Annotated in this window: 24 protein-coding genes; 16 read left to right on the top strand and 8 right to left on the bottom strand. The window is 54.8% G+C overall.

The genetic code is table 11. The annotated features are described in order from the left end of the window. The first annotated feature begins 40 nt into the window (after window positions 1–40). The 3 genes from QUD59_RS06110 to can all read left to right on the top strand — a co-directional run bounded on the left by QUD59_RS06110 (window position 41) and on the right by can (window position 3,521). The gene (locus tag QUD59_RS06110; protein WP_286240241.1) at window positions 41–1,462 is read left to right on the top strand and encodes an FAD-dependent oxidoreductase; all 1,422 of its coding nucleotides are present in this window, start codon (window positions 41–43) and stop codon (window positions 1,460–1,462) included. Window positions 1,463–1,655: 193 nt separating this feature from the next. Then, complete coding sequence (gene hemE, locus QUD59_RS06105) at window positions 1,656–2,720, top strand: uroporphyrinogen decarboxylase (protein WP_286240240.1); 1,065 nt, start codon at window positions 1,656–1,658, stop codon at window positions 2,718–2,720. A 51-nt stretch (window positions 2,721–2,771) separates the two neighbouring features. After that, window positions 2,772–3,521: a carbonate dehydratase gene (gene can / locus QUD59_RS06100; protein ID WP_286240239.1), complete on the top strand. Its 750-nt coding sequence runs from the start codon at window positions 2,772–2,774 to the stop codon at window positions 3,519–3,521. Between the two features lie 51 nt (window positions 3,522–3,572). On the opposite strand, the gene QUD59_RS06095 is transcribed toward can, so the two are convergent. Further along, the gene (locus QUD59_RS06095) at window positions 3,573–4,850 is read right to left on the bottom strand and encodes an O-acetylhomoserine aminocarboxypropyltransferase/cysteine synthase family protein (protein WP_286240238.1); all 1,278 of its coding nucleotides are present in this window, start codon (window positions 4,848–4,850) and stop codon (window positions 3,573–3,575) included. A gap of 146 nt (window positions 4,851–4,996) precedes the next feature. Between QUD59_RS06095 and radA the strand changes: the two genes are divergently transcribed. After that, window positions 4,997–6,376, top strand: a complete 1,380-nt coding sequence (gene radA / locus QUD59_RS06090) for a DNA repair protein RadA (RefSeq protein WP_286240237.1) — start codon at window positions 4,997–4,999, stop codon at window positions 6,374–6,376. An 11-nt stretch (window positions 6,377–6,387) separates the two neighbouring features. Here the strand turns inward: radA and QUD59_RS06085 are convergent, their stop codons facing one another. Further along, on the bottom strand, window positions 6,388–6,762 hold the full coding sequence (locus QUD59_RS06085) for a PilZ domain-containing protein (protein ID WP_286240236.1): 375 nt from the start codon (window positions 6,760–6,762) through the stop codon (window positions 6,388–6,390). 211 nt (window positions 6,763–6,973) lie between these two features. Here QUD59_RS06085 and QUD59_RS06080 point away from each other — a divergent pair, with 211 nt between their 5' ends. Next, window positions 6,974–8,068, top strand: a complete 1,095-nt coding sequence (locus QUD59_RS06080; protein WP_286240235.1) for a GGDEF domain-containing protein — start codon at window positions 6,974–6,976, stop codon at window positions 8,066–8,068. Window positions 8,069–8,139: 71 nt separating this feature from the next. On the opposite strand, the gene ettA is transcribed toward QUD59_RS06080, so the two are convergent. After that, window positions 8,140–9,807: an energy-dependent translational throttle protein EttA gene (gene ettA, locus QUD59_RS06075; protein WP_286240233.1), complete on the bottom strand. Its 1,668-nt coding sequence runs from the start codon at window positions 9,805–9,807 to the stop codon at window positions 8,140–8,142. Between the two features lie 357 nt (window positions 9,808–10,164). Between ettA and glyA the strand changes: the two genes are divergently transcribed. The 9 genes from glyA (at window position 10,165) to QUD59_RS06030 (ending at window position 17,416) form a co-directional block, all read left to right on the top strand. After that, window positions 10,165–11,421, top strand: coding sequence for a serine hydroxymethyltransferase (glyA, locus tag QUD59_RS06070; RefSeq protein WP_286240232.1), 1,257 nt, complete (start codon window positions 10,165–10,167; stop codon window positions 11,419–11,421). 152 nt (window positions 11,422–11,573) lie between these two features. Then, window positions 11,574–12,047, top strand: coding sequence for a transcriptional regulator NrdR (gene nrdR / locus QUD59_RS06065; protein ID WP_286240230.1), 474 nt, complete (start codon window positions 11,574–11,576; stop codon window positions 12,045–12,047). A 1-nt stretch (window position 12,048) separates the two neighbouring features. After that, the gene (gene ribD / locus QUD59_RS06060; protein ID WP_286241000.1) at window positions 12,049–13,173 is read left to right on the top strand and encodes a bifunctional diaminohydroxyphosphoribosylaminopyrimidine deaminase/5-amino-6-(5-phosphoribosylamino)uracil reductase RibD; all 1,125 of its coding nucleotides are present in this window, start codon (window positions 12,049–12,051) and stop codon (window positions 13,171–13,173) included. Window positions 13,174–13,181: 8 nt separating this feature from the next. Beyond that, entirely contained in the window at window positions 13,182–13,850 is a 669-nt protein-coding gene (locus tag QUD59_RS06055; protein WP_286240229.1) for a riboflavin synthase, read from the top strand. 16 nt (window positions 13,851–13,866) lie between these two features. Then, entirely contained in the window at window positions 13,867–14,985 is a 1,119-nt protein-coding gene (gene ribBA, locus QUD59_RS06050; protein ID WP_286240228.1) for a bifunctional 3,4-dihydroxy-2-butanone-4-phosphate synthase/GTP cyclohydrolase II, read from the top strand. 18 nt (window positions 14,986–15,003) lie between these two features. Continuing rightward, a complete protein-coding gene (gene ribH / locus QUD59_RS06045) occupies window positions 15,004–15,477 on the top strand; it encodes a 6,7-dimethyl-8-ribityllumazine synthase (protein ID WP_286240227.1) in 474 nt (157 codons plus the stop codon). Window positions 15,478–15,483: 6 nt separating this feature from the next. Next, window positions 15,484–15,969 (top strand): transcription antitermination factor NusB, encoded by a 486-nt coding sequence (gene nusB, locus QUD59_RS06040; protein ID WP_286240226.1) that lies wholly within the window; start codon window positions 15,484–15,486, stop codon window positions 15,967–15,969. A 2-nt stretch (window positions 15,970–15,971) separates the two neighbouring features. Then, the gene (gene thiL, locus QUD59_RS06035) at window positions 15,972–16,943 is read left to right on the top strand and encodes a thiamine-phosphate kinase (protein WP_286240225.1); all 972 of its coding nucleotides are present in this window, start codon (window positions 15,972–15,974) and stop codon (window positions 16,941–16,943) included. After that, the gene (locus QUD59_RS06030; protein WP_286240224.1) at window positions 16,940–17,416 is read left to right on the top strand and encodes a phosphatidylglycerophosphatase A family protein; all 477 of its coding nucleotides are present in this window, start codon (window positions 16,940–16,942) and stop codon (window positions 17,414–17,416) included. The genes thiL and QUD59_RS06030 overlap by 4 nt, the downstream gene beginning before the upstream one ends. Here QUD59_RS06030 and dxs read toward each other — a convergent pair. Genes dxs through QUD59_RS06015 form a run of 3 tightly spaced genes read right to left on the bottom strand, consistent with a single transcriptional unit; the run spans window position 17,408 to window position 20,322 of the window. After that, window positions 17,408–19,186: a 1-deoxy-D-xylulose-5-phosphate synthase gene (dxs, locus tag QUD59_RS06025; protein ID WP_286240222.1), complete on the bottom strand. Its 1,779-nt coding sequence runs from the start codon at window positions 19,184–19,186 to the stop codon at window positions 17,408–17,410. The two genes, QUD59_RS06030 and dxs, sit on opposite strands and share 9 nt — an antisense overlap. Window positions 19,187–19,195: 9 nt before the next feature. Next, window positions 19,196–20,077: a (2E,6E)-farnesyl diphosphate synthase gene (ispA, locus tag QUD59_RS06020; protein WP_286240220.1), complete on the bottom strand. Its 882-nt coding sequence runs from the start codon at window positions 20,075–20,077 to the stop codon at window positions 19,196–19,198. Between the two features lie 2 nt (window positions 20,078–20,079). Beyond that, a complete protein-coding gene (locus QUD59_RS06015; protein WP_286240218.1) occupies window positions 20,080–20,322 on the bottom strand; it encodes an exodeoxyribonuclease VII small subunit in 243 nt (80 codons plus the stop codon). A 176-nt stretch (window positions 20,323–20,498) separates the two neighbouring features. Between QUD59_RS06015 and pomA the strand changes: the two genes are divergently transcribed. Then, a complete protein-coding gene (gene pomA / locus QUD59_RS06010) occupies window positions 20,499–21,257 on the top strand; it encodes a flagellar motor protein PomA (RefSeq protein ID WP_286240217.1) in 759 nt (252 codons plus the stop codon). A gap of 19 nt (window positions 21,258–21,276) precedes the next feature. Then, the gene (locus tag QUD59_RS06005) at window positions 21,277–22,218 is read left to right on the top strand and encodes a flagellar motor protein MotB (protein ID WP_286240215.1); all 942 of its coding nucleotides are present in this window, start codon (window positions 21,277–21,279) and stop codon (window positions 22,216–22,218) included. A gap of 62 nt (window positions 22,219–22,280) precedes the next feature. Here QUD59_RS06005 and QUD59_RS06000 read toward each other — a convergent pair whose 3' ends face one another. Together QUD59_RS06000 and QUD59_RS05995 are read right to left on the bottom strand one after the other, a co-directional pair. Further along, window positions 22,281–22,574, bottom strand: coding sequence for a c-type cytochrome (locus tag QUD59_RS06000; RefSeq protein WP_286240213.1), 294 nt, complete (start codon window positions 22,572–22,574; stop codon window positions 22,281–22,283). A gap of 185 nt (window positions 22,575–22,759) precedes the next feature. Further along, on the bottom strand, window positions 22,760–22,951 hold the full coding sequence (locus QUD59_RS05995) for a hypothetical protein (protein ID WP_286240212.1): 192 nt from the start codon (window positions 22,949–22,951) through the stop codon (window positions 22,760–22,762). Between the last annotated feature and the right edge of the window lie 21 nt (window positions 22,952–22,972).

The raw sequence follows: 22,972 nt of genomic DNA, 5'->3' as shown, positions 1-22,972 counted from the left end.
GAACCCTGTTTCAGGTAACTGCCATGAAGAGGTGAGGATGATGGCTGACCGTTTGAACAACGATTTTCAGTTCCTCGACGTGGGTCGTGCAGGCCCGGAGAAAATTAAGGCTGAGGTGCGTAAACAGAGCTTTGCTGAGATTTACGAGCCGTTTGCTAAAGAAGAAGCGGGGGAGCAGTCCCATCGCTGTCTGGAGTGTGGTAACCCATACTGTTCATGGAAATGTCCGGTACATAACCATATTCCAAACTGGCTGAAGCTGGTATCTGAAGGCAACATTCTGGAGGCGGTTGAGCTGAGCCATCAGACCAACTCCCTGCCGGAAGTCTGTGGTCGGGTATGTCCACAGGATCGTCTCTGTGAAGGCGCCTGTACCCTGAATGACGGTTTCGGTGCGGTAACTATCGGTTCGGTAGAGAAATACATCACTGATACTGCATTTGCCATGGGCTGGAAGCCGGATATGTCCAATGTCCCGCAGACAGATAAAAAAGTTGCGGTGATCGGTGCAGGCCCTGCGGGTCTGGCTGCGGCGGATATTCTGGTACGCAACGGTGTTAAACCGGTGGTGTTTGACCGTAACCCTGAGATCGGCGGTCTGCTGACCTTTGGTATTCCGGAATTCAAGCTGGAAAAAGACGTGATGTCCCGTCGTCGTGAGATCTTTACTGGCATGGGTGTCGAGTTCCGTCTGAACACCGAAGTGGGTAAAGACGTACAGATGCAGGAACTGATCGACCAGTACGATGCAGTCTTCCTCGGCATGGGTACCTACACTTACATGAAAGGCGGTTTCCCCGGTGAAGAGCTGGACGGCGTATATGATGCACTGCCGTTCCTGATCTCCAACGTGAACAACTGCCTTGACTTCGAGCAGGATGAAAACGGTTTCATCGACATGAAAGGCAAGAAAGTTGTCGTTCTGGGCGGTGGTGATACTGCGATGGACTGTAACCGTACTTCGATTCGTCAGGGGGCAGAGTCAGTGATCTGTGCTTACCGCCGTGATGAGGAGAACATGCCGGGTTCCAAACGCGAAGTTGAAAACGCGCGTGAGGAGGGTGTCCAGTTCCAGTTCAACCGTCAGCCGGTTGAGGTGGTTGGTGAAGGCGGTAAAGTGACCGGCATTAAAGTGGTCAGCACCCGTATGGGTGAGCCGGATGAAAACGGCCGTCGTCGCGCTGAAGTGGTAGCGGGTTCTGAAGAGGTGCTGGAAGCGGATGCGATTCTGGTGGCCTTTGGTTTCCGTCCCAGCCCGGCGCCGTGGTTTGCGGATTTTGGTATCGAGCTGCACGAAGATGGCCGCGTAAAAGCGCCTGAACAGCATGCCTTCCCGTTCCAGACTACCAACGAGAAAGTCTTTGCCGGTGGTGATATGGTGCGTGGTTCCGATCTGGTGGTGACTGCCATCGCGGAAGGTCGTAAAGCCGCTGAAGGTATTCTTGACTACCTGGAAGTCTGATCCGCTCAGACGACTCCTGAGAAAGGCCGCAACAGCGGCCTTTTTTGTGCCTGTTATATAGTGCGTTGTGATTCAGTGCGAACTGGGAAGGCTTTGATCTGGGTTATAAATTGTTCCTTCGGGTACAGGTAATTCCTCTCATAAATCGTTAGAATAGGCGCCAATTTAAATTGATAAGTAGATGGCTGAAATCATGGCTGAATTGAAAAATGATCGTTTCCTGCGTGCGCTGCTGCGTGAACCTGTCGATGCAACGCCCGTCTGGATGATGCGTCAGGCAGGACGTTATCTTCCGGAGTACCGAGAAACACGTGCGCAAGCAGGTGATTTCCTCAGTCTGTGTAAAAACAAAGAGCTGGCCTGCGAAGTAACGATTCAGCCACTGGAGCGTTACGATCTGGATGCTGCGATCCTGTTCTCTGACATTCTGACGATTCCGGATGCGATGGGTCTGGGTCTCTACTTTGAAACCGGCGAAGGCCCTAAATTCCGTAAAGTGATCCGTACCGAGCAGGATGTGGCAGAGATTCCGGTGCCCGATGCTGCGCGTGATCTCGACTACGTGATGGCCGCAGTCAAAGAAATTCGTTCTGCACTCGGTGGCCGTGTACCCCTGATTGGCTTCTCCGGTAGCCCGTGGACGCTGGCGACCTACATGGTTGAAGGTGGTTCCAGCAAAGACTTCCGTCATATCAAGCAGATGATGTACGCCACTCCGGAGATTATGCATGCGTTGCTGGATAAGCTGGCTCAGTCTGTGACCACCTATCTGAACGAGCAGATCCGCAGCGGTGCTCAGGCAGTGCAGATCTTTGATACCTGGGGCGGCGCCCTGAGCGGCCCTTGCTACGAAGAGTTCTCCCTGAAATATATGAAGCAGATCGTCGATGGTCTGATTCGTGAGCATGATGGCCGTAAAGTGCCGGTGATTCTGTTTACCAAAAACGGCGGTCAGTGGCTGGAGAAGATGGCCGAAGCCGGTTCTGATGCACTGGGTCTGGACTGGACTACGGATATTGGCAACGCCCGCAGCCGTGTCGGCGATAAAGTGGCGCTGCAGGGTAATATGGACCCGAGCGTGCTGTACGCACCGGCGAAGCGCATCGAGCAGGAAGTGGAGTTTATTCTTGGTCAGTATGGTTCAGGTTCCGGCCATGTCTTCAATCTGGGTCACGGTATTCACCAGTTTGTCGATCCGGCACAGCCAAAAGCCTTTGTCGATGCTGTGCACGAGTTAAGTGCCAAATATCACCAGTAATCAAGATTAATCAAAGCGGGCGAAAGCCCGCTTTTGCTATAAGAAGAACAGATGCAGCGTCTGACAGAACTGTTAGAAAAAAATCGTCAATGGGCGGATCAGATCAACAAGGAAGATCCGCTGTTTTTTGAAACACTGGCCCGGCAACAGGCACCTGAATACCTCTGGATCGGCTGCTCAGACAGCCGTGTTCCGGCGAATGAAATTGTGGGTATGTTACCGGGTGAACTGTTTGTTCATCGCAATGTGGCCAACGTGGTCGTGCATACCGATATGAACTGCCTGTCGGTGATTCAGTATGCGGTTGAGGTGCTGAAGGTGAAGCACATCATGGTGGTGGGTCACTACGGCTGTGGTGGTGTTAAGGCCTCCATCGAGAGTGCGCCTCATGGCCTGATCGATAACTGGCTGCGTAATATCCGCCGGGTTTATCAGAAGCACCGTGGCTTTCTCTCTACCTGGGATCACTCCCATCAGCAACTGGATCGGTTGTGCGAGCTGAATGTGATTGAGCAGGCGTGTAATGTCTGCGAAACCACCATTGTGCAGCAGGCCTGGGCAGGCGGACAGGAGCTGACCGTACATGGTTGGATCTATGGTCTGCGTGATGGTCTGGTCAATGATCTGGAGTTTAATGCCTCAGGTGCTGAAGAGGTGGAGGAGCAGTACCGGCTGGCGATGAATAAGATGGAAAAGCTGCGCGAGCTGGCGCAGGCATCTGAGCGTAGTCAGCAGGGGCACAATGCCCGCTCTCTGTGGGATAAGGTGCGTTCGGTGTTCAGCCCCGGTGAGAACGACTGAAATTTAATAAAAAGGCCGCGACAGCGGCCTTTTTATTCCAGCGCGGCAGGATCAGGCGTTGACTGCCTGCAGTGCCTGATCAAGATCAGCGATCAGATCATCAATATGCTCAATGCCGATTGAGAGACGAACCATCTCCGGAGAGACGCCGGCAGAAGCCAGCTCCGCATCATTCAACTGACGGTGAGTGGTTTCTGCCGGAATTGACGCCAGAGATTTACAGTCGCCGATATTCACCAGACGGGTGAAGATATTCAGCGCATCGTAGAGTTTCCGTGTTCCCTCACGGCCTGATTTGACACCAAAGCTGAGGATGCCGGAGGCTTTACCCTGCATATATTTCTGTGCCAGAGCATAGTCTTTATGGCTCTCCAGCCCGGCATACTTAACCCAGCTAACCGCGTCATGCTGTTCAAGGAACTGAGCGATCTTCTGGGTATTTTCGTTAATGCGCTCCATCCGCAGAGCGAGGGTTTCGATACCCTGCAGCAGCAGGAAGGCGTTCATCGGGCTCAGCGCGGCGCCCATGTTGCGTAGCGGTACAACGCGGCAACGGCCGATAAAGGCTGCCGGGCCGAAGGCTTCGGTGTACACCACGCCGTGATATGACACATCCGGCGTGTTCAGCAACGGGAAACGCTCGGCGTTATCTGCCCAGGGGAAGTTACCGGAGTCGATAATCAGACCGCCAATGGAGTTACCGTGGCCGCCGATGTATTTGGTCGCGGCCTGTACAACGATATCCGCACCCTGTTCGATCGGACGCCACAGCGCAGGGCTGGGCACAGTGTTATCCACAATCAGCGGGACGCCATGACGGTGGGCGATCTCGGCCAGCTTTTCTACATCCGCAATACCACCGGACGGGTTGCCCACTGACTCGCAGTAGATGGCTTTAGTGCGCTCATCGATCTGTGCTTCGATCGCGGCAAAATCATCTTTGTTCACAAAACGGCATTCAATTCCCTGACGCGGCAGGGTGTGCGCGAACAGGTTATAAGTGCCACCATACAGCTCGCTGGTGGAGATGAAGTTGTCACCGGTTTCAGCCAGCGTCTGCAGCGCGTAGGTGATGGCGGCCATGCCTGAGGCCACCGCCAGAGCAGCGACACCGCCTTCCATTTCGGCAACACGCTTTTCCAGTACATCAGTAGTCGGGTTCATGATCCGGGTGTAGATATTGCCCTGTACTTTCAGGTCGAACAGGTCGGCACCATGCTGGGCATCATCAAAGGCGTAGGAGGTGGTCTGATAGATCGGTACCGCTACGGCTTTGGTGGTCGGATCTGGCTCGTAGCCGCCATGTACGGCTAGGGTTTCCAGTTTCATATAACTCTCCTTGATGTACGGGTTTACCCTGAAGTTTTTATTAGTCCATCGATTGTAGTGCAATCAGTAAAGAAAAAAAGAGGCTATAGGTTATATTCTCCCGGTTCGGTAAACTTGGCGGCACTTGGATTCAGCAGGAGAGCCTGATGGCAAAGCAGAAAACCGCTTACGTGTGTAATGACTGTGGTGCGGATTACACCAAATGGCAGGGCCAGTGTACCGCCTGTCATGCCTGGAACACGCTGACCGAAGTGCGCCTGGCCAGCGCAAAAACCGCAACCAATGAAGCACGTAATGTCCGTTTTGATGGTTATGCCGGTGGGGCAGGAAAGCAGACAGTGGTCAGTTTGTCGGAAGTGGCGCTGGAGGAGATGCCACGTTTCTCCGCCGGCGCTGGCGAGCTGGATCGGGTATTGGGCGGTGGTCTGGTGCCCGGTTCTGCGGTGCTGATGGGCGGTCATCCCGGTGCCGGTAAAAGTACCCTGCTGTTACAGACTATGTGTTTTCTGGCTGAACAGATGCCCGCGCTGTACGTTACAGGGGAGGAATCCCTGCAGCAGGTTGCCATGCGTGCCAGTCGGCTCGGTCTGCCTACCGGGCAGTTGAAAATGCTCTCTGAAACCAGTGTTGAAACCATCTGTAATACCGCACAGCAGCTTAAACCCCGGGTGATGGTTATCGACTCGATTCAGGTGATGCATATGGCGGATGTGCAGTCCGCTCCCGGTTCGGTCTCACAGGTACGCGAGTCGGCGGCTTATCTGACCCGTTATGCCAAGCAGACCGGAACCGTGTTGTTTCTGGTGGGGCATGTGACCAAAGATGGCTCGCTTGCCGGGCCAAAAGTGCTTGAACATATGATCGACTGCTCCCTGCAGTTGGAAGGCTCTTCCGATTCCCGCTTTCGTACCCTGCGTTCGCATAAGAACCGCTTTGGCGCTGTCAATGAGCTGGGGGTATTTGCCATGCTGGAGAACGGACTGAAAGAGGTGAAAAACCCCAGCTCAATCTTTCTCAGCCGTGCAGAGGGGCCAAGTCCCGGCAGTGTAGTGATGGTGGTGTGGGAAGGCACCCGACCGCTGCTGGTGGAGATTCAGGCGCTGGTAGATGATTCGCCTATGAATAACCCGCGCCGGGTGGCTGTGGGTCTGGAACAGAACCGGATGGCGATGCTGCTGGCGGTATTGCATCGTCACGGGGGCATCATGACCGGTGATCAGGATGTCTTTGTTAACGTGGTGGGTGGGGTCAAGGTGCTGGAAACCAGTGCTGATCTGGCGTTGCTGCTGGCGGTGGTCTCCAGCTTCCGGGATCAGTCGTTGCCCCATGATCTGATGGTCTTCGGGGAAGTGGGGCTTTCCGGGGAGATTCGTCCCGTGCCTAACGGGCAGGAGCGGATTCGTGAGGCTGCCAAGCATGGCTTTAAACGCGCGATCGTGCCAAAAGGTAACGTGCCCAAAGAGCCTCTGCCCGGTATGGAGGTGGTGGCGGTGACTAAGCTGACTGAGGCTCTGGAAGCCCTGTAAATCAGGGCTGCTCAGGAATCGTCAAACAGATTATCCAGCTCCCTTTCCAGCAGGGTTTCGTCGCCGAGGTTCAGCTCGACCAGTCGGCGCAGCAGTGTCAGGGAGTCCAGATCGAGGTTCTCGATCAGGAAGCCGTAGTCGTTTTCCCGCTGGTGGGTCAGGGTGGCTGGGGTGCGGATGACAACATCATCGCCAAGCAGGTGAATAGCGGCTTCAACCTCATCACCATCGCTCAGAGGAAGTGGGTGCTCACTCCTGACCAGAATGCCATTGAAGGATATATCAACCAGCGTGACCTCCCAGGTTTTGCTGCCCCGGCTGAGTTCGGTAGTGGCGTCAAAACTAATACGGGTAAATCGGCGGCGCTCAGTATCAGGTGTGGTCACAACGGCTGCTCCATCTTGAGGCGAAATCTTACATCTGTCTGATACTATTATAGACCGCTGCAAAATTGAAACAGCGCAGACTAAATCGCAGTGTTTTACTCAACAGCTTTCTCCGTTGTGTTTTAATGAGCTGCATCAACCCACGCAATATCAGAGTTATGTAGTATACGCTGTTTCAAAAATCCCGATATTAATAAGAACAGGGCTTTTTATGTTGCTTGAAACTCTACTCGATCTTTCCAGTGGCGGGAGGCACTCCCGGTACTTTAATCAGACCCGCGGGCATTACCTGTTTCGTCGTCTGCGTGTGATTGCGCTGCTGCTGGCGTTGCTCCAGCCGGCCTGGATTCTGGTTGACTACCTGCTGTTGCCCGAGGATGTGCTGAACTCGATTATTATGGCCCGCGGCAGCACCACACTGGCTTGCCTGTTGCTGGCCGGCTGGGCTTTCAAACCCTATAACCTGCGCCTTGCACAAATCAGGATAGCCCTGCTGGTATTGGTGCTGTCTGTGTTTCAGACCCTCTCCAGTTCGCTTCTGCTCAGTCATGGCTACGATGCGACTCTGGCCGGTTATCACTTCTTCCCGTTTATGATTATTACCATGATGGCGATCTTTCCGCTGTCGATTGTGGAGGCTTGCGGATTTACGCTGGCTGTTCTGCTGGTGGAGCTGCTGACGCAGAGTTTCAGGGGCATAGTGGGCAGCGTTGAGGGTCTGAATAACCTCTGGCTGCTGACGGTGCTGGGGCTGATTGCCGGCTGGGCGGCGGTGAATCAACTGAATATGCTGCTGGGCCTCTACCGTCAGGCAACCAGAGACCCGCTGACCGGATTGTCGAACCGCCGTCAGGCCATGGATCAACTGACCGGTGATATGGCGCTGAGTCGCGAGCAGCATAAGCCGCTCAGTGTGCTGTTGTTCGATCTCGATAAGTTTAAGCAGTTTAACGATAACTACGGTCATGCCGCCGGAGATATGGTACTGAAACGTTTTGCCAGAGTAATGCGTAAGCAGGCGCGTAAACGTCTGGATCTGGCCTGTCGTTATGGTGGAGAAGAGTTCCTGATGGTGCTTCCCGGGCTGGCGGCAGAGCAGGCTGCGGCAGTGGCTGAGGCGATTCGGCAGGCTTGCCATGGCGAGAAGATCAAAACCCCGAGTGGTGAAACCATTGGTTTTACGGTGAGTATCGGTGTGGCTGAGTTGCAGCCACAGGACAATCTTGATTCTTTGTTGCAGCGCGCTGACGAAGCGCTGTATTGCGCCAAAGATCAGGGCCGGGATCAGGTAATACAGGCGGCGTAGTGCTGATCTGAAAGATAAAAAAACCGGGGCGATGGCCCCGGTTTTTGCGTTCTGACCCGGTTGAATCCGGATTAACCCAGATCGGTCATACGCTTGTACTTGATGCGCTCTGGCTGATGCTCTTTGCCGTAGCGGCGTTTGTAGTCGGCCTGGTACTCGGTGTAGTTGCCTTCGAAGAACTCTACTTTGGAGTCGCCTTCGTAAGCCAGCATGTGAGTACAGATACGGTCGAGGAACCAGCGGTCATGGGAGATCACTACCGCACAGCCGGGGAAGGCCAGCAGGGCTTCTTCCAGCGCACGCAGGGTTTCGATATCCAGATCGTTGGTCGGCTCATCGAGCAGCAGCACGTTGCCGCCCTCTTTCAGCAGCTTGGCCATGTGCAGACGGTTACGCTCACCACCGGACAGATCTTTAACGAACTTCTGCTGATCGCCGCCTTTGAAGTTGAAGCGGCCACAGTATGCGCGGGCAGGCGTCTGGTAGTTACCCACGGTGATGATGTCCTGACCGTCGGAGATCTCTTCGAAGACGGTTTTGTCACCGTTCAGTTCACGGGACTGGTTGACGTAAGCCAGCTCAACCGTTGAGCCCAGCTCAATCTCACCGCTATCGGGTTTCTCTTCGCCTGTGATCATCTTGAACAGGGTGGATTTACCGGCACCGTTACCACCGATAATGCCGACGATAGCGCCCTGCGGAATCGAGAAGCTCAGATCTTCAAACAACACTTTATCGCCAAAGGCTTTGGAGATGTTTTTCGCTTCGATGACTTTGTCGCCCAGACGTGGCCCAGGTGGAATGTAGATCTCCTGAGTCTCGTTGCGGGTCTGGAACTCTTTGGAATTCATCTCTTCGAACTGTCGCAGACGTGCCTTGGACTTAGACTGGCGACCTTTCTGTCCCTGACGTACCCATTCCAGCTCGGAAGCAACGGCTTTGTGGTGAGCCGCTTCCTGCTTGGCTTCCTGTTCCAGACGTTGCTCTTTCTGCTCCAGCCAGGAGGAGTAGTTGCCTTCATACGGAATACCGTGACCGCGGTCCAGTTCGAGAATCCAGCCGGCAGCGTTATCGAGGAAGTAACGGTCGTGGGTGATCGCCACGACGGTGCCCGGGTATTCCTGCAGGAAGCGCTCAATCCAGGCCACGGACTCAGCATCCAGATGGTTGGTTGGCTCGTCGAGCAGCAGCATGTCGGGCTTGTCCAGCAGCAGACGGCACAGCGCAACACGGCGACGCTCACCACCGGAAAGGTGCTCAATTCTGGCATCCCAGGCTGGCAGGCGCATAGCGTCGGCAGCACGTTCCAGCGCAGTTTCCAGATTGTGGCCATCTTTGGCCTGAATCAGATTTTCCAGTTCTGCCTGTTTGGCAGACAGTGCGTCAAAGTCCGCATCCGGATCCGCATAAGCCGCATAAACCTGATCCAGTTCAGTCAGCGCGTCTTTAACGTCCGCTACCGCTTCTTCAACGATTTCGCGCACGGTTTTGGATTCATCGAGCTGAGGTTCCTGCGGCAGGTAACCCACGTTGATGCCCGGCATCGGACGTGCTTCACCGACAATCTCGGTGTCAATGCCCGCCATGATGCGCAGCAGGGTGGATTTACCCGCACCGTTCAGACCCAAAACACCAATTTTTGCGCCCGGGAAGAAAGAGAGAGAGATATCTTTAAGAATCTCACGCTTTGGCGGTACAACCTTGCCAACGCGGTTCATTGTATAAACGTACTGAGCCATGCAGTAACCTGTCTTTTGTGTTCAGAATTAATGGCGCTAATTTTAGCGGAAAGGGGCCATTGATGGCTATGTTCAAGCGGGGCAAATCGGGCTCTGCGCGATGAGAAATTCTGCAGGATGGCATAATTATCCATAATCCGTGGCGGGGAGGGTGTTTTTCCGGTTGTTCATGACTGCTCAAATTGAACCGTATTGAAGCAGTTTTGCGGAGGATTCAAGTGTATCGCTGCTAATGTTTCGCTATAATGCCCGCTTTCCCAACTCCCATAGGGTTCACGGCTGGAATTACCCGGCGGCTTTGTCGTTGTGATTGCAGCAGAACGGGGTCCACATTGTATTCAGGGGACAGAAACTCCAATGTTTAGCAAAGATATGACCATCGCTGATTTCGACGCTGATCTGTGGTCTGCCATGCAGGCTGAAGCAGTTCGTCAGGAAGAGCACATCGAACTGATCGCGTCTGAAAACTACACCAGCCCACGTGTTATGGAAGCTCAGGGTTCTGAGCTGACCAACAAATACGCTGAAGGTTACCCGAACAAGCGTTACTACGGCGGCTGTGAGCATGTTGATGTTGTTGAGCAACTGGCTATCGACCGTGCTAAAGAGCTGTTTGGTGCGACTTACGCCAACGTTCAGCCGCACTCCGGTTCTCAGGCTAACGCGGCAGTTTACATGGCGCTGTGTCAGCCGGGCGATACTGTACTGGGCATGAGCCTGGCACACGGTGGTCACCTGACTCACGGTGCAGCGGTTTCTTTCTCTGGTCGTATCTACAAAGCAGTACAGTACGGACTGAACCCTGAAACCGGTGAAATCGATTACGCGGAAGTTGAGCGTCTGGCTGAAGAGCATAAGCCAAAAATGATCGTAGCCGGATTCTCTGCTTACTCCCGTGTGGTTGACTGGCAGCGTTTCCGCGATATCGCAGACAAAGTGGGTGCTTACCTGTTTGTTGATATGGCGCACGTTGCAGGTCTGGTCGCGGCCGGCGTTTACCCGTCTCCGGTAGAGATTGCAGACGTTGTAACTACCACCACCCATAAAACACTGGGTGGCCCGCGTGGTGGTCTGATCCTGTCTGCCCGTGCTGATGAAGAGTTGCAGAAGAAACTGAACTTCGCAGTATTCCCTGAATCTCAGGGTGGCCCTCTGATGCATGTGATTGCGGCGAAAGCGGTATGCTTCAAAGAAGCGATGCAGCCAGAGTGGCAGGCTTACCAGGCGCAGGTGGTTAAAAACGCACAGGCGATGGCTGAGACTTTCAAATCCCGTGGCATCAAAATCGTTTCTGACGGTACCGACGATCACCTGTTCCTGGTTGATCTGATCGACAAAGAGTACACCGGTAAAGATGCGGATGCGGCGCTGGGTCGTGCCAACATCACCGTGAACAAAAACTCCGTACCCAACGATCCGCGTTCTCCGTTTGTGACTTCCGGTCTGCGTATCGGTACTCCGGCGGTAACCCGTCGTGGCTTCAAAGAAGCAGAAGTGACCGACCTGACCAACTGGATCTGCGATATTCTCGACGATATCAACAACGAAGAGACTATTGCACGTGTTCAGACTCAGGTTAAAGAGATCTGCGCACGTTACCCTGTGTACAAGTAAAACAGGGTAACCGGCTATCCCTGATAGTCGGAAAAATGTACAATCCCCGGGCGACCTGAATGGTCGCCCTTTTTTATTTCCCGGGCAGCGGGAAGACTGATCAGCTCTTTATTTATGGGATTATTCCCTCGCTCTTTACGCAGGAACCGTTGATGCATTGTCCATTCTGTAATGCCAATGAAACCAAAGTGGTCGATTCCCGGCTGGTGGCCGAGGGTCAGCAGGTACGGCGCCGGCGTGAATGTATTACCTGCAATGAGCGTTTCACTACCTACGAAGCAGCCGAGCTGCTGATGCCCCGCCTGATCAAGGCAGATGGTACCCGTCAGCCCTTTGATGATGAAAAACTCCGCGCCGGTATCCACCGGGCACTGGAAAAACGTCCGGTTTCAATTGAAGAGTTTGAGGCGTGTATCAGCCGGATCAAGCACCGTCTGCGTGCGACCGGTGAGCGTGAGCTGCCATCGCGACAGGTCGGCGAAGAGGTCATGGCCGAACTGCGTAAGCTGGATGAAGTGGCTTACGTGCGGTTTGCCTCTGTCTACCGGAGTTTCCAGGATATCAACGAATTCAAGGCCGAGATCGAGCGCCTCTCCGAAGAGCATCAGCGTGGAGAAGGCAACTGATATGTGGTCTCTGGCTGACCGTGCCCACATGGCGCGGGCAATACAGTTGGCCCGGAAGGGGCTTTACACTACCCAGCCGAACCCGCGGGTGGGTTGTGTGCTGGTTAAAGACGAGCAGGTCATCGGTGAAGGGTTTCATTACCGTGCCGGTGAAGGGCATGCTGAGGTCAATGCACTGGCGGCGGCCGGGGAACAAGCCCGGGGTGCCACAGCGTATGTCACACTGGAGCCCTGCAGCCATTATGGTCGGACTCCGCCCTGTGCTGAAGGGCTGATCAATGCCGGCGTCAGCCGGGTAGTGGCGGCGATGGTGGATCCCAATCCACAGGTAGCCGGACGGGGAATGGCGATGTTGCAGCAGGCGGGTATCGACGCCTCCTCCGGCTTGCTGGAAACCGAAGCGAAAGCGCTGAATCCGGGCTTTATCAAACGGATGGAGCAGGGCCTGCCTTTTGTCCGGCTGAAGATGGCAACCAGCCTTGATGGGCGCACTGCAATGGCATCCGGTGAATCCCAGTGGATAACCGGTCCGGATGCACGCAGCGATGTACAGAAACTGCGCGCGCAAAGCTCCGCCATTCTCACCGGTGTTGATTCGATTCTGCAGGATGATTCTGCGCTGACCGTGCGTGAAGAACAGTTGGGGCTGGAAAACGCGGCGGATATTGTCAGACAGCAGCCGCTGCGGGTGGTGCTGGATTCGAGCCTGCGTACTCCGTTGGATGCCGCAATACTGCGCCAGCCGGGACGCACGCTGATTATGACCTGCACTGATAATCAGCAGGCCGCCGAGGCGTTACAGAAACAGGGAGCTGAAGTGCTGCAGATGCCGGCCGAGCAGGGCAGAATTGCGCTGCAACCGCTGCTGCAATGGCTGGCACGGGAAACTCAGTGTAACGACTTGCTGGTAGAGACCGGCGCCACGCTGGCCGGGGCATTTCTGGCACAGCAACTGGTGGATGAGCTGCACCTGTATATGGCGATGACGCTGATGGGGAGCGATGCCCGTCCCGCATTTGCGCTGCCATTGACTAAAATGTCGGATAAGGTTGCGCTTAAGTTGCAAGACTCGCGTATGCTCGGGGCGGATATGAAATTAGTGCTAACCCCGGGAAAGGGAGAATAAGTTAAAGCATGTTTACCGGAATTATTGAAGCGGTGGGCAATATCGCCGGGATCGAAGAGCGCTCCGGAGATATGCGTCTGTATGTACGCACCGGTGCGTTGGATCTGACGGATGTTCGCCTCGGTGACAGCATCGCGACCAATGGCGTTTGCCTGACGGCAGTGGAACTGCCCGGTGATGGTTTTGTTGCCGATGTATCCCGCGAAACCCTGACCCATACCCGTTTTCCTGATCTGGCGCTGGGTGAGCGGGTGAATCTGGAGAAAGCGATGATGCCCTCCAGCCGTCTTGGCGGACATATCGTCACCGGACATGTGGATGGCCTCGGCGAGATTATGGAGCGACGTGAAGATGCCCGTTCGATCCGATTCAGCGTTCGGGCGCCGGCGAATCTGCAGCGTTATCTGGCGGCCAAGGGCTCAGTGACGGTAGATGGTATCAGCCTGACGGTTAATGCTCTTGACGGCGACTGCTTTGAACTGAATATTGTGCCTCACACTGCACAGGAAACCATAATGTCTGAGTATCAGCCGGGACGGCGGGTGCATCTGGAAGTGGATATTATTGCCCGCTATCTGGAGCGTCTGCTGGGGCAGGCTCAGGCAACGGATAATAACGAACAGGAGTCACAGGGGCTGACGATGGAAACCCTGATGGCTCACGGATTTAACCGCTAACGACGGTACAGAATTAATGAAACTGAATACACCCGAAGAACTGATCGAGGATATTCGTCAGGGTAAGATGGTTATCCTGATGGATGACGAAGACCGCGAAAACGAAGGCGATCTGGTGATCGCCGCTGAGATGGTCCGCGCCGACGATATCAACTTCATGGCGACTCATGCCCGTGGCCTGATCTGCCTGACCCTGACCCGTGCCCGCTGTGAACAGCTCAAGCTGCCGCTGATGGTACAGAGTAACGGCGCTCAGTTTTCGACCAACTTTACCCTGTCGATTGAAGCGGCAGAGGGCGTTACCACCGGTATCTCCGCCGCAGACCGTGCACACACCGTGCGGGTTGCAGTGAAGCAGGATGCGCAGCCGGAAGATATTGTTCAGCCGGGCCATATCTTTCCGCTGATGGCACAGCCTGGTGGTGTACTGAGCCGTGCAGGTCATACCGAAGCCGGTTGTGATCTGGCGCGTCTGGCGGGTTTTACTCCGGCCGCTGCGATTGTTGAAATCATGAACGACGACGGCACCATGGCCCGTCGTCCGGATCTGGAAGAGTTTGCTGAAAAGCACGGTCTCAAAATCGGTACCATTGCCGACCTGATTCACTACCGTACTGCCAACGAACATACGGTGGAGCGTGAAGAAGAGGGTACTATGAGCACCGAGTACGGTGAGTTTAACTACATCACCTACCGCGACGAAATTCAGAACTGCACGCATCTGGCGATGACGCTGGGTGAGATCAGTGCTGATCAGCCAACCATGGTTCGTGTGCATAACCGCAACGAAGTGCTGCGTGATGTGGTCGGTGCGGTGGTACCGGGTGAAGATCCGAAATGGACCATGCGTAAGGCGCTGCAGAAAGTGGCTGCTGAAGGTCAGGGTGTTGTCCTGCTGCTGGATACCAATGAGCGGATCGATATGAGCGACTCGGTTGACCTGATTATGAAGGGCCGTCAGGCCTCGAAGGTGAATGTCAGTGCTTCCGGCGCTTACCTGACGGTGGGTACCGGCTCACAGATTCTGCGTGATCTGGGTGTGGGCAAAATGCGCCTGCTCAGCTCACCGATGAAATTTAATGCGATCTCCGGCTTTGACCTGGAGATCGAAGAATATATTCCTTGTGAAGATTAACAGAACTGGAAATTGAAGATGGCTGTGAAAACCATAGAAGGTGATTTTGTAAACGTAGATGGCAAATACGCAATTGTCGTTGGCCGGTTTAATGCGTTTGTTGTAGAGAGTCTGCTGGAAGGTGCAATCGATACCCTGAAACGTCACGGTGTCAGCGAAGACAACATTCGTGTTATCCGTGTGCCGGGCGCGTTTGAAATTCCACTGGCGGTTAAACGCATCGCTGCGCAGAAACAGGATGATGCGATCATCGCTCTGGGCGCGGTAATCCGCGGTGGTACACCACACTTTGAGTACGTTTCCGGCGAGAGCTCTAAAGGTGTAGCTCAGGTTTCTCTGGACTACGATCTGCCAGTTGCCAACGGTATTCTGACCGTTAACAGCATTGAACAGGCGGTTGAGCGTTCCGGTACTAAGATGGGCAACAAGGGTGCAGAAGCGGCCCTGTCCGCGCTGGAAATGGTTAGCCTGCTGAAGCAGCTAGAGGTTTAACAGCGAATGAGCGACAACCAGAACAAACCTGCCAAGAGCAAAAAGCCGTCCCTGACTTCACAGCGTCGTAATGCCCGCAGCTACGCTCTGCAGGCGCTTTACTCGTGGACGCTGGCAGGACAGCCCCTGAACGAACTGGAAGCTCAGTTCCGGGTCGATAACGATATGCGTGACACGGACGTTCGCCTGTTCTCTGAACTGCTGCAGAATATTGCGGCGAAAAAGAGCGAGCTGGATGCCCTGTATACCGATTTTCTTGATCGCCAGATCGAAGAGCTGGATCCGATTGAGCTGAACGTACTGCGTATCGGGGCTTATGAGTTGTCGAAGCGGTTTGAAGTCCCTTACCGCGTAGCGATCAACGAAAGTGTTGAACTGGCGAAAAAGTTCGGTGCAACCGACAGTCATCGCTACGTTAACGGTGTGCTGGATAAACTGGCGCAGCGTGTACGGATGGCCGAAATTCAGGAAAAACGACAGAGTAAATCCTGAGCATGTCTCTCGGCGAGTTTGAACTGATCCGGGCCTATTTTGCCCGGGTTGCAGAAGCATCTTCGGATGCTTCTGTCATCTTGGGGCCCGGTGATGACTGTGCCCTGCTGCAGCCCCCTGCGGGTCAGCAACTCGCTGTATCTATTGATAGTCTGGTGGAAGGCACACACTTTCTGCCGGGGACGCCTGCCGATAAACTGGCTTCACGCCTGTTCGGTTCTGCGCTCAGTGATCTGGCTGCCATGGGCGCGGCACCCGGCTGGCTGACGCTGGCGCTGAGCCTGCCCGCATCAGATGCTGACTGGTTAGAAGCGTTCAGCCGCAAGCTGGCTGAACTCTGTTTGCAGTACCGTATAGCGCTGGTGGGCGGTGATACGACCCGGGGGCCGCTGACCCTGAGCGCTCAGGTTCATGGATTTGTTGAGCCCGGTCTGGCTCTCTGTCGCAGCGGTGCGAAGCCGGGTGATCTGATCTGCGTCAGCGGCACTCTGGGTGATAGCCGCGGCGGGCTTGAAGGCCTGCTGCAGCAGGCAGAGACCGATCCGCATCAGGCCTGGCTCTGTCAGCGTTTCTATGCGCCACAACCACGGATTCATCTCGGCCAGCAGTTATGCGGGCTGGCGAGTAGTTGTATCGATATCTCCGATGGCCTGCTGGCCGATCTGGGGCATATCCTGACGGCCAGCGGGGGACTTGGCGCACAGATCCAGGTTGATCAGTTACCCCTGTCAGTGGCGCTGCAGACGCGTTACGGAGAGGTTCAGGCCCGGCAGTGGGCACTCAGTGGTGGTGAGGATTTTGAGCTCTGTTTTACCCTGCCGGCTGACAAGCGTGCCTCTTTGCCGGAGGGAAGCTGTGTAATCGGACAGGTAACGACAGAACCGCAGGTTGAACTGTTCCTCTGTGGCCAGCCCTATGTCAGCCCGAGTCGGGGCTATGATCATTTTCAAAGCGATAATCAGGAATCTCAGTGAATAAAGTGCCTTCCAGCGTCTGGAAAAACCCGATCCACTTTCTGGCTTTTGGTCTGGGTAGCGGTGCCGCGCCCTGGGCTCCCGGCACCTTTGGCACGCTGGCTGCGATTATCCCCTATCTCTGGCTGCAGCATCTGAGTCTGCCCTGGTATCTGCTGATGCTGGCGCTGACCAGTCTGATCGGAATCTGGCTCTGTGGCCGTACGGCAAAAGATATCGGCGTGCATGATCATGGCGGGATCGTCTGGGATGAGTTTGTCGGCTTCTGGCTGACCATGACGCTGGCACCGGCCGGGTGGCTCTGGATACTGGTGGGTTTCGTCCTGTTCCGGATCTTCGATATTATCAAACCCTGGCCGATCAAATGGGCCGACCAGAAGGTATCCGGGGGCCTGGGCATTATGCTGGATGATCTGCTGGCAGGTATTTACGCCGCCCTCTGCCTGCAGTTGGCGGCGTACTGGTTAATCTGATTCAGACAGGGCCCGGCGGATAGCCCGCTGCATGCCATCTTCATCCAGAGCACAGTGTTGTAGTTGCTCCTGACGTGAGGCGTGGCTGATCCAGCGATCCGGAATGCCCAGACTGAGCAGCGGGGTACTGATCTGCTGTTGCTGCAGAAACTCACTGACTGCCGAGCCGGCCCCACCCACGACACTGTGATCTTCAATACTGACCAGCAGATCGTGACTGCTGGCCAGTTCACGCAGTGCCTCTGTATCCAGCGGTTTAACAAACCGCATATCCTGCAGGCTGTAATCACCGGCTTCGGCCACCGCACGGGCGGTGTCCAGCAGTGGCCCAAAGTTAAGCAGCGCAACCCGTTTACCCCGGCGCAGATCGCGACTGCTGGGGATCGGCAGCGCCTGCATCTCGGTTTCACTATGTCCGGCGACCGTGCCACGTGGATAGCGCACCGCAGCCAGCCCCTGACAGGCATACCCGGTATACAGCATCTGCCGCATCTCTTCGGCGTCAGCGGGGGTCATAATCAGGCAATCCGGCAGGCAGCGCAGCATGGCGATGTCGAAAGTACCGGCGTGGGTGGCACCATCTTCACCGACCAGACCGGCCCGGTCGATCGCCAGCAGCATATCCAGCTTCTGGATTGAAACATCGTGCACCAGTTGGTCATAAGCGCGCTGCAGGAAGGTGGAATAGATCGCTACCACCGGTTTTATGCCCTGACAGGCCATGCCAGCGGCGAGAGTCAGAGCGTGCTGTTCAGCGATCGCAACGTCAAAATAACGCTCTGGAAAACGCTGGGAAAAGCGGATCAGGTCGGAACCTTCACGCATCGCCGGGGTGATGGCGCAGAGTTTGTCATCCTGCTCTGCCATGTCGCAGACCCAGCGGCCGAAGATATTTGAGTAACGTACTTTCGGGACTTTAAGCTGATTGATCGGCTCGATTTTGGTGATGGAGTGATACCCCACCGGATCCTCTTCAGCCGGCTGGAAACCTTTCCCCTTTTTCGTGATCAGATGCAGAAACTGCGGGCCGGGCCGCTGCAAAGTCAGTTCCAGCGCAGGTAGCAGTTTATCCAGATCGTGGCCGTCCACCGGACCGGTGTATTCAAATTCCAGTGCCTCAAACAGAGCGGCGGTGGTTTCACCCTCGGTGGGGCTTTTCAGATTCTTTGCCAGATAGCTGGCAAGCCCGCCCTCGTTATGTGAGATCGACATATCATTGTCGTTGAGGATCACCAGCAGGTCGCTGCCGGTGTGGGCTGCATGGTTCAGGGCTTCAAAGGCCATTCCGGCGGTCATTGCACCGTCGCCGATGACCGCGACGGTTTTGCTCGCAATGCCCTGCAGTTTATCGGCAATGGCCATACCCAGTGCGGCACTGATTGAGGTGCTGGAGTGACCGACCCCAAAACTATCGTAAATGCTCTCTTCCCGCTTAGGGAAAGGCGAAGGGCCATCCTTATGGCGGATGTTCGGCATCTGTTCCCGGCGCCCGGTCAGAATTTTATGCGGGTAGCACTGATGGCCGACATCCCAGATCAGATGATCATGGGGTGTATCCAGCAGGTAGTGCAGGGCAATAGTCAGTTCGATTACCCCGAGGCCGGCGCCAAAATGGCCGCCGCTCTGACCTACGCTATAGAGCAGAAAGGCGCGCAGCTCCTCCGCCAGTGCAGGGAGTTGTGCCCGCGGCAGCGCGCGCAGCAGGCTGGGGTCATCTATCCGGTCCAGCAGGGGGGTCTGCGGCCGTTCACTCGGGATGGTCTGAAACATGTTAGGACTTTAGTGATCTCGCTGGACGATAAAATCAGCCAGAGCCTTGAGCTCGTCGGCGGCTTCAGCGAAAGGCGCCAGCGCAGTAATAGCCTGCTGGTGCAGTTGCTTAAGTTTTAGCTTAGCACCATCCAGACCCAGCAGAGCGGGGTAGGTAGGTTTGTTCTGCTCCAGATCGGAGCCCTGAGGCTTGCCGATGACAGCGGCTTCGCCCTCAATATCAAGAATGTCGTCCTGAACCTGAAACGCCAGACCAATGGCCGCGGCATACTGGTTCAATGCCTGTTGCTGAACTGCGGAAATTTCACCACTGCAACGGGCACCCATACTGATTGCACAGCTGAGCAGTGCGCCGGTCTTGTGTCGGTGCATCGCTTCAAGCTGTTCCAGATCCAGTGGTTTACCCACATGCCGCAGATCGAAAGACTGGCCTGCAACCATACCCCGGTAACCCGAGGCGTGGCTGAGCTGCCGGATCAGGTCGATACGGGTTTCGGCGCTCAGAAGCGGGTCTTCACTGATCAGTTCAAATGCCAGACACTGAAGGGCATCACCGGCAAGAATCGCGGTGGCTTCATCATAGGCAATGTGACAGGTAGGCTTGCCACGGCGGAGGTCATCATCATCCATGGCCGGCAGATCATCGTGGACCAGTGAATAACTGTGGATACACTCAATGGCAGCCGCGGCACTGTCGGCCTGTTCGGTGTTGCCGCCGAGCATGTCGCAAACCATATAAACCAGAGCCGGGCGTACCCGCTTGCCGCCGTTAAACAGGGCATAGGTCATCGCGGATTGCAGTTCGGGGTCGATACCCCGGGTGTCGATACAACGCTGAAGGTGCTGATCTACCCGCGCCTGATACTGTTTAAGCTGGCTGCGAATCTCCAATCTCAGGCTTCCTCATCCGGCTGAAACGGTTCGGTTTTCAGCTCGCCACCTGATTCGGTCAGCAACTGAACTTTCTGTTCTGCCTGGGCCAGAATGTTCTGGCACTCGCGAGTCAGGCTGACGCCCTGTTCAAATGCCTGAAGTGATTCTTCCAGCGTCAGATCACCCTGTTCCATCTGGTTGACAAGGGTTTCGAGCTGCTGCAGTGACTGTTCGAAGTCCGGTGTGTTTTTCTTACGTGGCATGGGTCTGGGTCTAGGTTTAAAGCGCTAAAGTTACCTAAGCCTGAGGGTAGAAGCAAATCTCCGTAAAATTTAACAAGTTAAACGATTATATGATGGGTTTACCCCTTGCTTTTTTGCTATTATTGTCTGTCTGTATATAGGCTTGAACCGGGTTGGCCTCGAGTAAGGAGTACTGAGTGGATATAGCAACGCTCGTCGGGTTGTTGGGCAGTTTTGGTATCGTTGTCGCCGCTATGGTTATGGGGGGTGACGTTGGTATCTTTGTAAACCCGCCCTCGCTGTTGATTGTTATTGGTGGCTCTCTGTTCGTTGTACTGATGAAGTACACCCTGCCTCAGTTTCTGGCGGCCGGTAAAATTGCGGCCAAAGCCTTCATGTTCAAGTCCCTGAACCCTGAAGATATCATTGCCGAAACCGTAGAGATGGCTGATGCCGCACGTAAAGGTGGCTTGCTCTCGCTGGAAGATAAGACCGTCAGCAGTGATTTCATGCAGCGTGGTATTCAACTGCTGGTAGACGGCCATGATCCGGAAGTGGTCAAAACCCTGCTCCGCAAAGAAGCCAAACTGACCAAAGATCGACATGAATTCGGCGCCACCATCTTTTCAGCGATGGGTGATGTGGGCCCGGCGATGGGGATGATCGGTACCCTGGTAGGTCTGGTACAGATGCTGTCCAACATGAGTGACCCTAAGTCGATCGGTCCGGCGATGGCGGTCGCCCTGCTGACCACCCTCTATGGCGCTATGCTGGCGAACATGCTGTGTCTGCCCATTGCCGACAAGCTGACCGTGAGACGCGACGAAGAAGCGTTGAACTGTGATCTGATTATTGATGGCCTGCTGGCGATTCAGGCAGGTCAGAACCCGCGTGTGATTGAACAGATGCTGCGTAACTATCTCCCAGAGAAGAAACGCGCAGCGGCTGAAGGCTGATTCGGAGAGTAACTGAACGATGAGTGACGATTCCGAAGAACATGAATGCCCCCCCTGCCCGGCGGGCTTACCTGCCTGGCTGGCAACCTTTGGCGACCTGATGTCGCTGCTGATGTGTTTCTTTGTACTGCTGCTCTCTTTCTCAGAGATGGATGTACTGAAGTTCAAACAGTTGGCGGGCTCGATGCGTGAAGCCTTTGGTGTGCAGAACCAGATCAAGGTTGAGGATATCCCTAAAGGTACCTCGATCATTGCGCAGGAGTTCAGTCCGGGTCGTCCGGAGCCGACACCGTTGAACGAAGTCCGTCAGATGACGGTTAACAACGACATGAATACGCTGGATATCCGCTCAAAAGAGGGGGACAGCGACAGCCCGGACGATGAAACAGGTGAACAGCAGCTACTGCAGAAACAGCAGGAGCAAAAGGCCAAAGAGGAAGCGGTCGAATTTGCTGCCGCGCTGGCAGAAGAGATCGGTGATGGCAGTGTCGAAGTCGAGACTGACGGTAAGAAGATCATCATCCGGGTAAAAGAGAAAGGCTCGTTTGATTCCGGCTCAGCGGAGCTGCGTTTTGAATCGATCCCGGTGCTGGCGAAAATCCGTGATGTGCTGCTGAATGTTCAGGGAAATGTGGCGATTGAAGGCCACAGCGATAACATCCCGTATGCGGGTAAAGATTTTGAATCTAACTGGGATCTGTCTGCAGCAAGGGCCCTGGCTGTCGCCCATGAATTGTTTGGCGATCCGCGTATCGATCAGTCACGTTTCAGGGTTCTGGGCCTGGCAGATACCAAACCTCTGGTGCCGAATGATACCCGGGGTAATCGGGTGAAAAACCGGCGGGTGGAGATTATTGTGACTAAAGGTAAAGACAAAGAGTCACTGGAGAAGATTCAGGCCCGACAGGAGGGCGATCCGGATGGGGAGCTGATCAACCTGCAGCCGGATGATATCTTCTGATACGTCGTTAATCAGACATAAAAAAACCGCCTTCAGGCGGTTTTTTTATGCTCGGGGCGATCTTACTTGGAGTTATCCAGCATGAACTGAATCGCACCTTTAAACTGGTCGTCAGTACAATCCATGCACAGACCTTTAGGTGGCATTGCGCCTTTACCGTTTTTCACGGAAGCCAGCAGTGCGTCCATACCCAGTTCTGCACGTGGTGCCCATGCAGCAGCATCACCCAGTTTAGGAGCGCCGGCAGCGCCAGTTGCGTGGCAGGCTACACATTTAGTGTTGTAAGTATCGTCGGCCATTACTGCGGCAGGTACCATCAGGGTCGCAGCCATTGCTGCAATCAGTACTTTCTTCATTGTAGTTTTCCTGTAAGTGCTCAAAAGTTGGTCATTGGGTCCAAGTGGCTCACCCCACACTCAAGCCAGCTACCCTCAGTAGTAACGAGTTGTAACCCAATCAAGGTGAATTGTATCTGAACAATCTCAGGAGAAGAATCGATTAATGCTAAAGGATAGGGGAAGGGGGTAGAAAGGCGGTCAGATTAACCGCCCAGGCGCATCGCAAAGCTGGCTTGATTGTGCTGAACCCGAAGGGTCTGCTGGTTGAACTTCTGATCGGCGTTGTATTCGGCGATCGCCTGATCTACCAGATGTTTCGGGGCTACGGCCAGGTTACGCACATCGATCTCTGAGTAACCGCGTTTCAGCAACTGCTTCAGCTGAGCTTTCAACATATGTTCTGTCATTTCTGTATA

This window comes from Neptuniibacter halophilus (assembly GCF_030295765.1).
GTDB lineage: Bacteria > Pseudomonadota > Gammaproteobacteria > Pseudomonadales > Balneatricaceae > Neptuniibacter > Neptuniibacter halophilus.
This window is presented reverse-complemented; position numbering and strand designations above follow the sequence as displayed.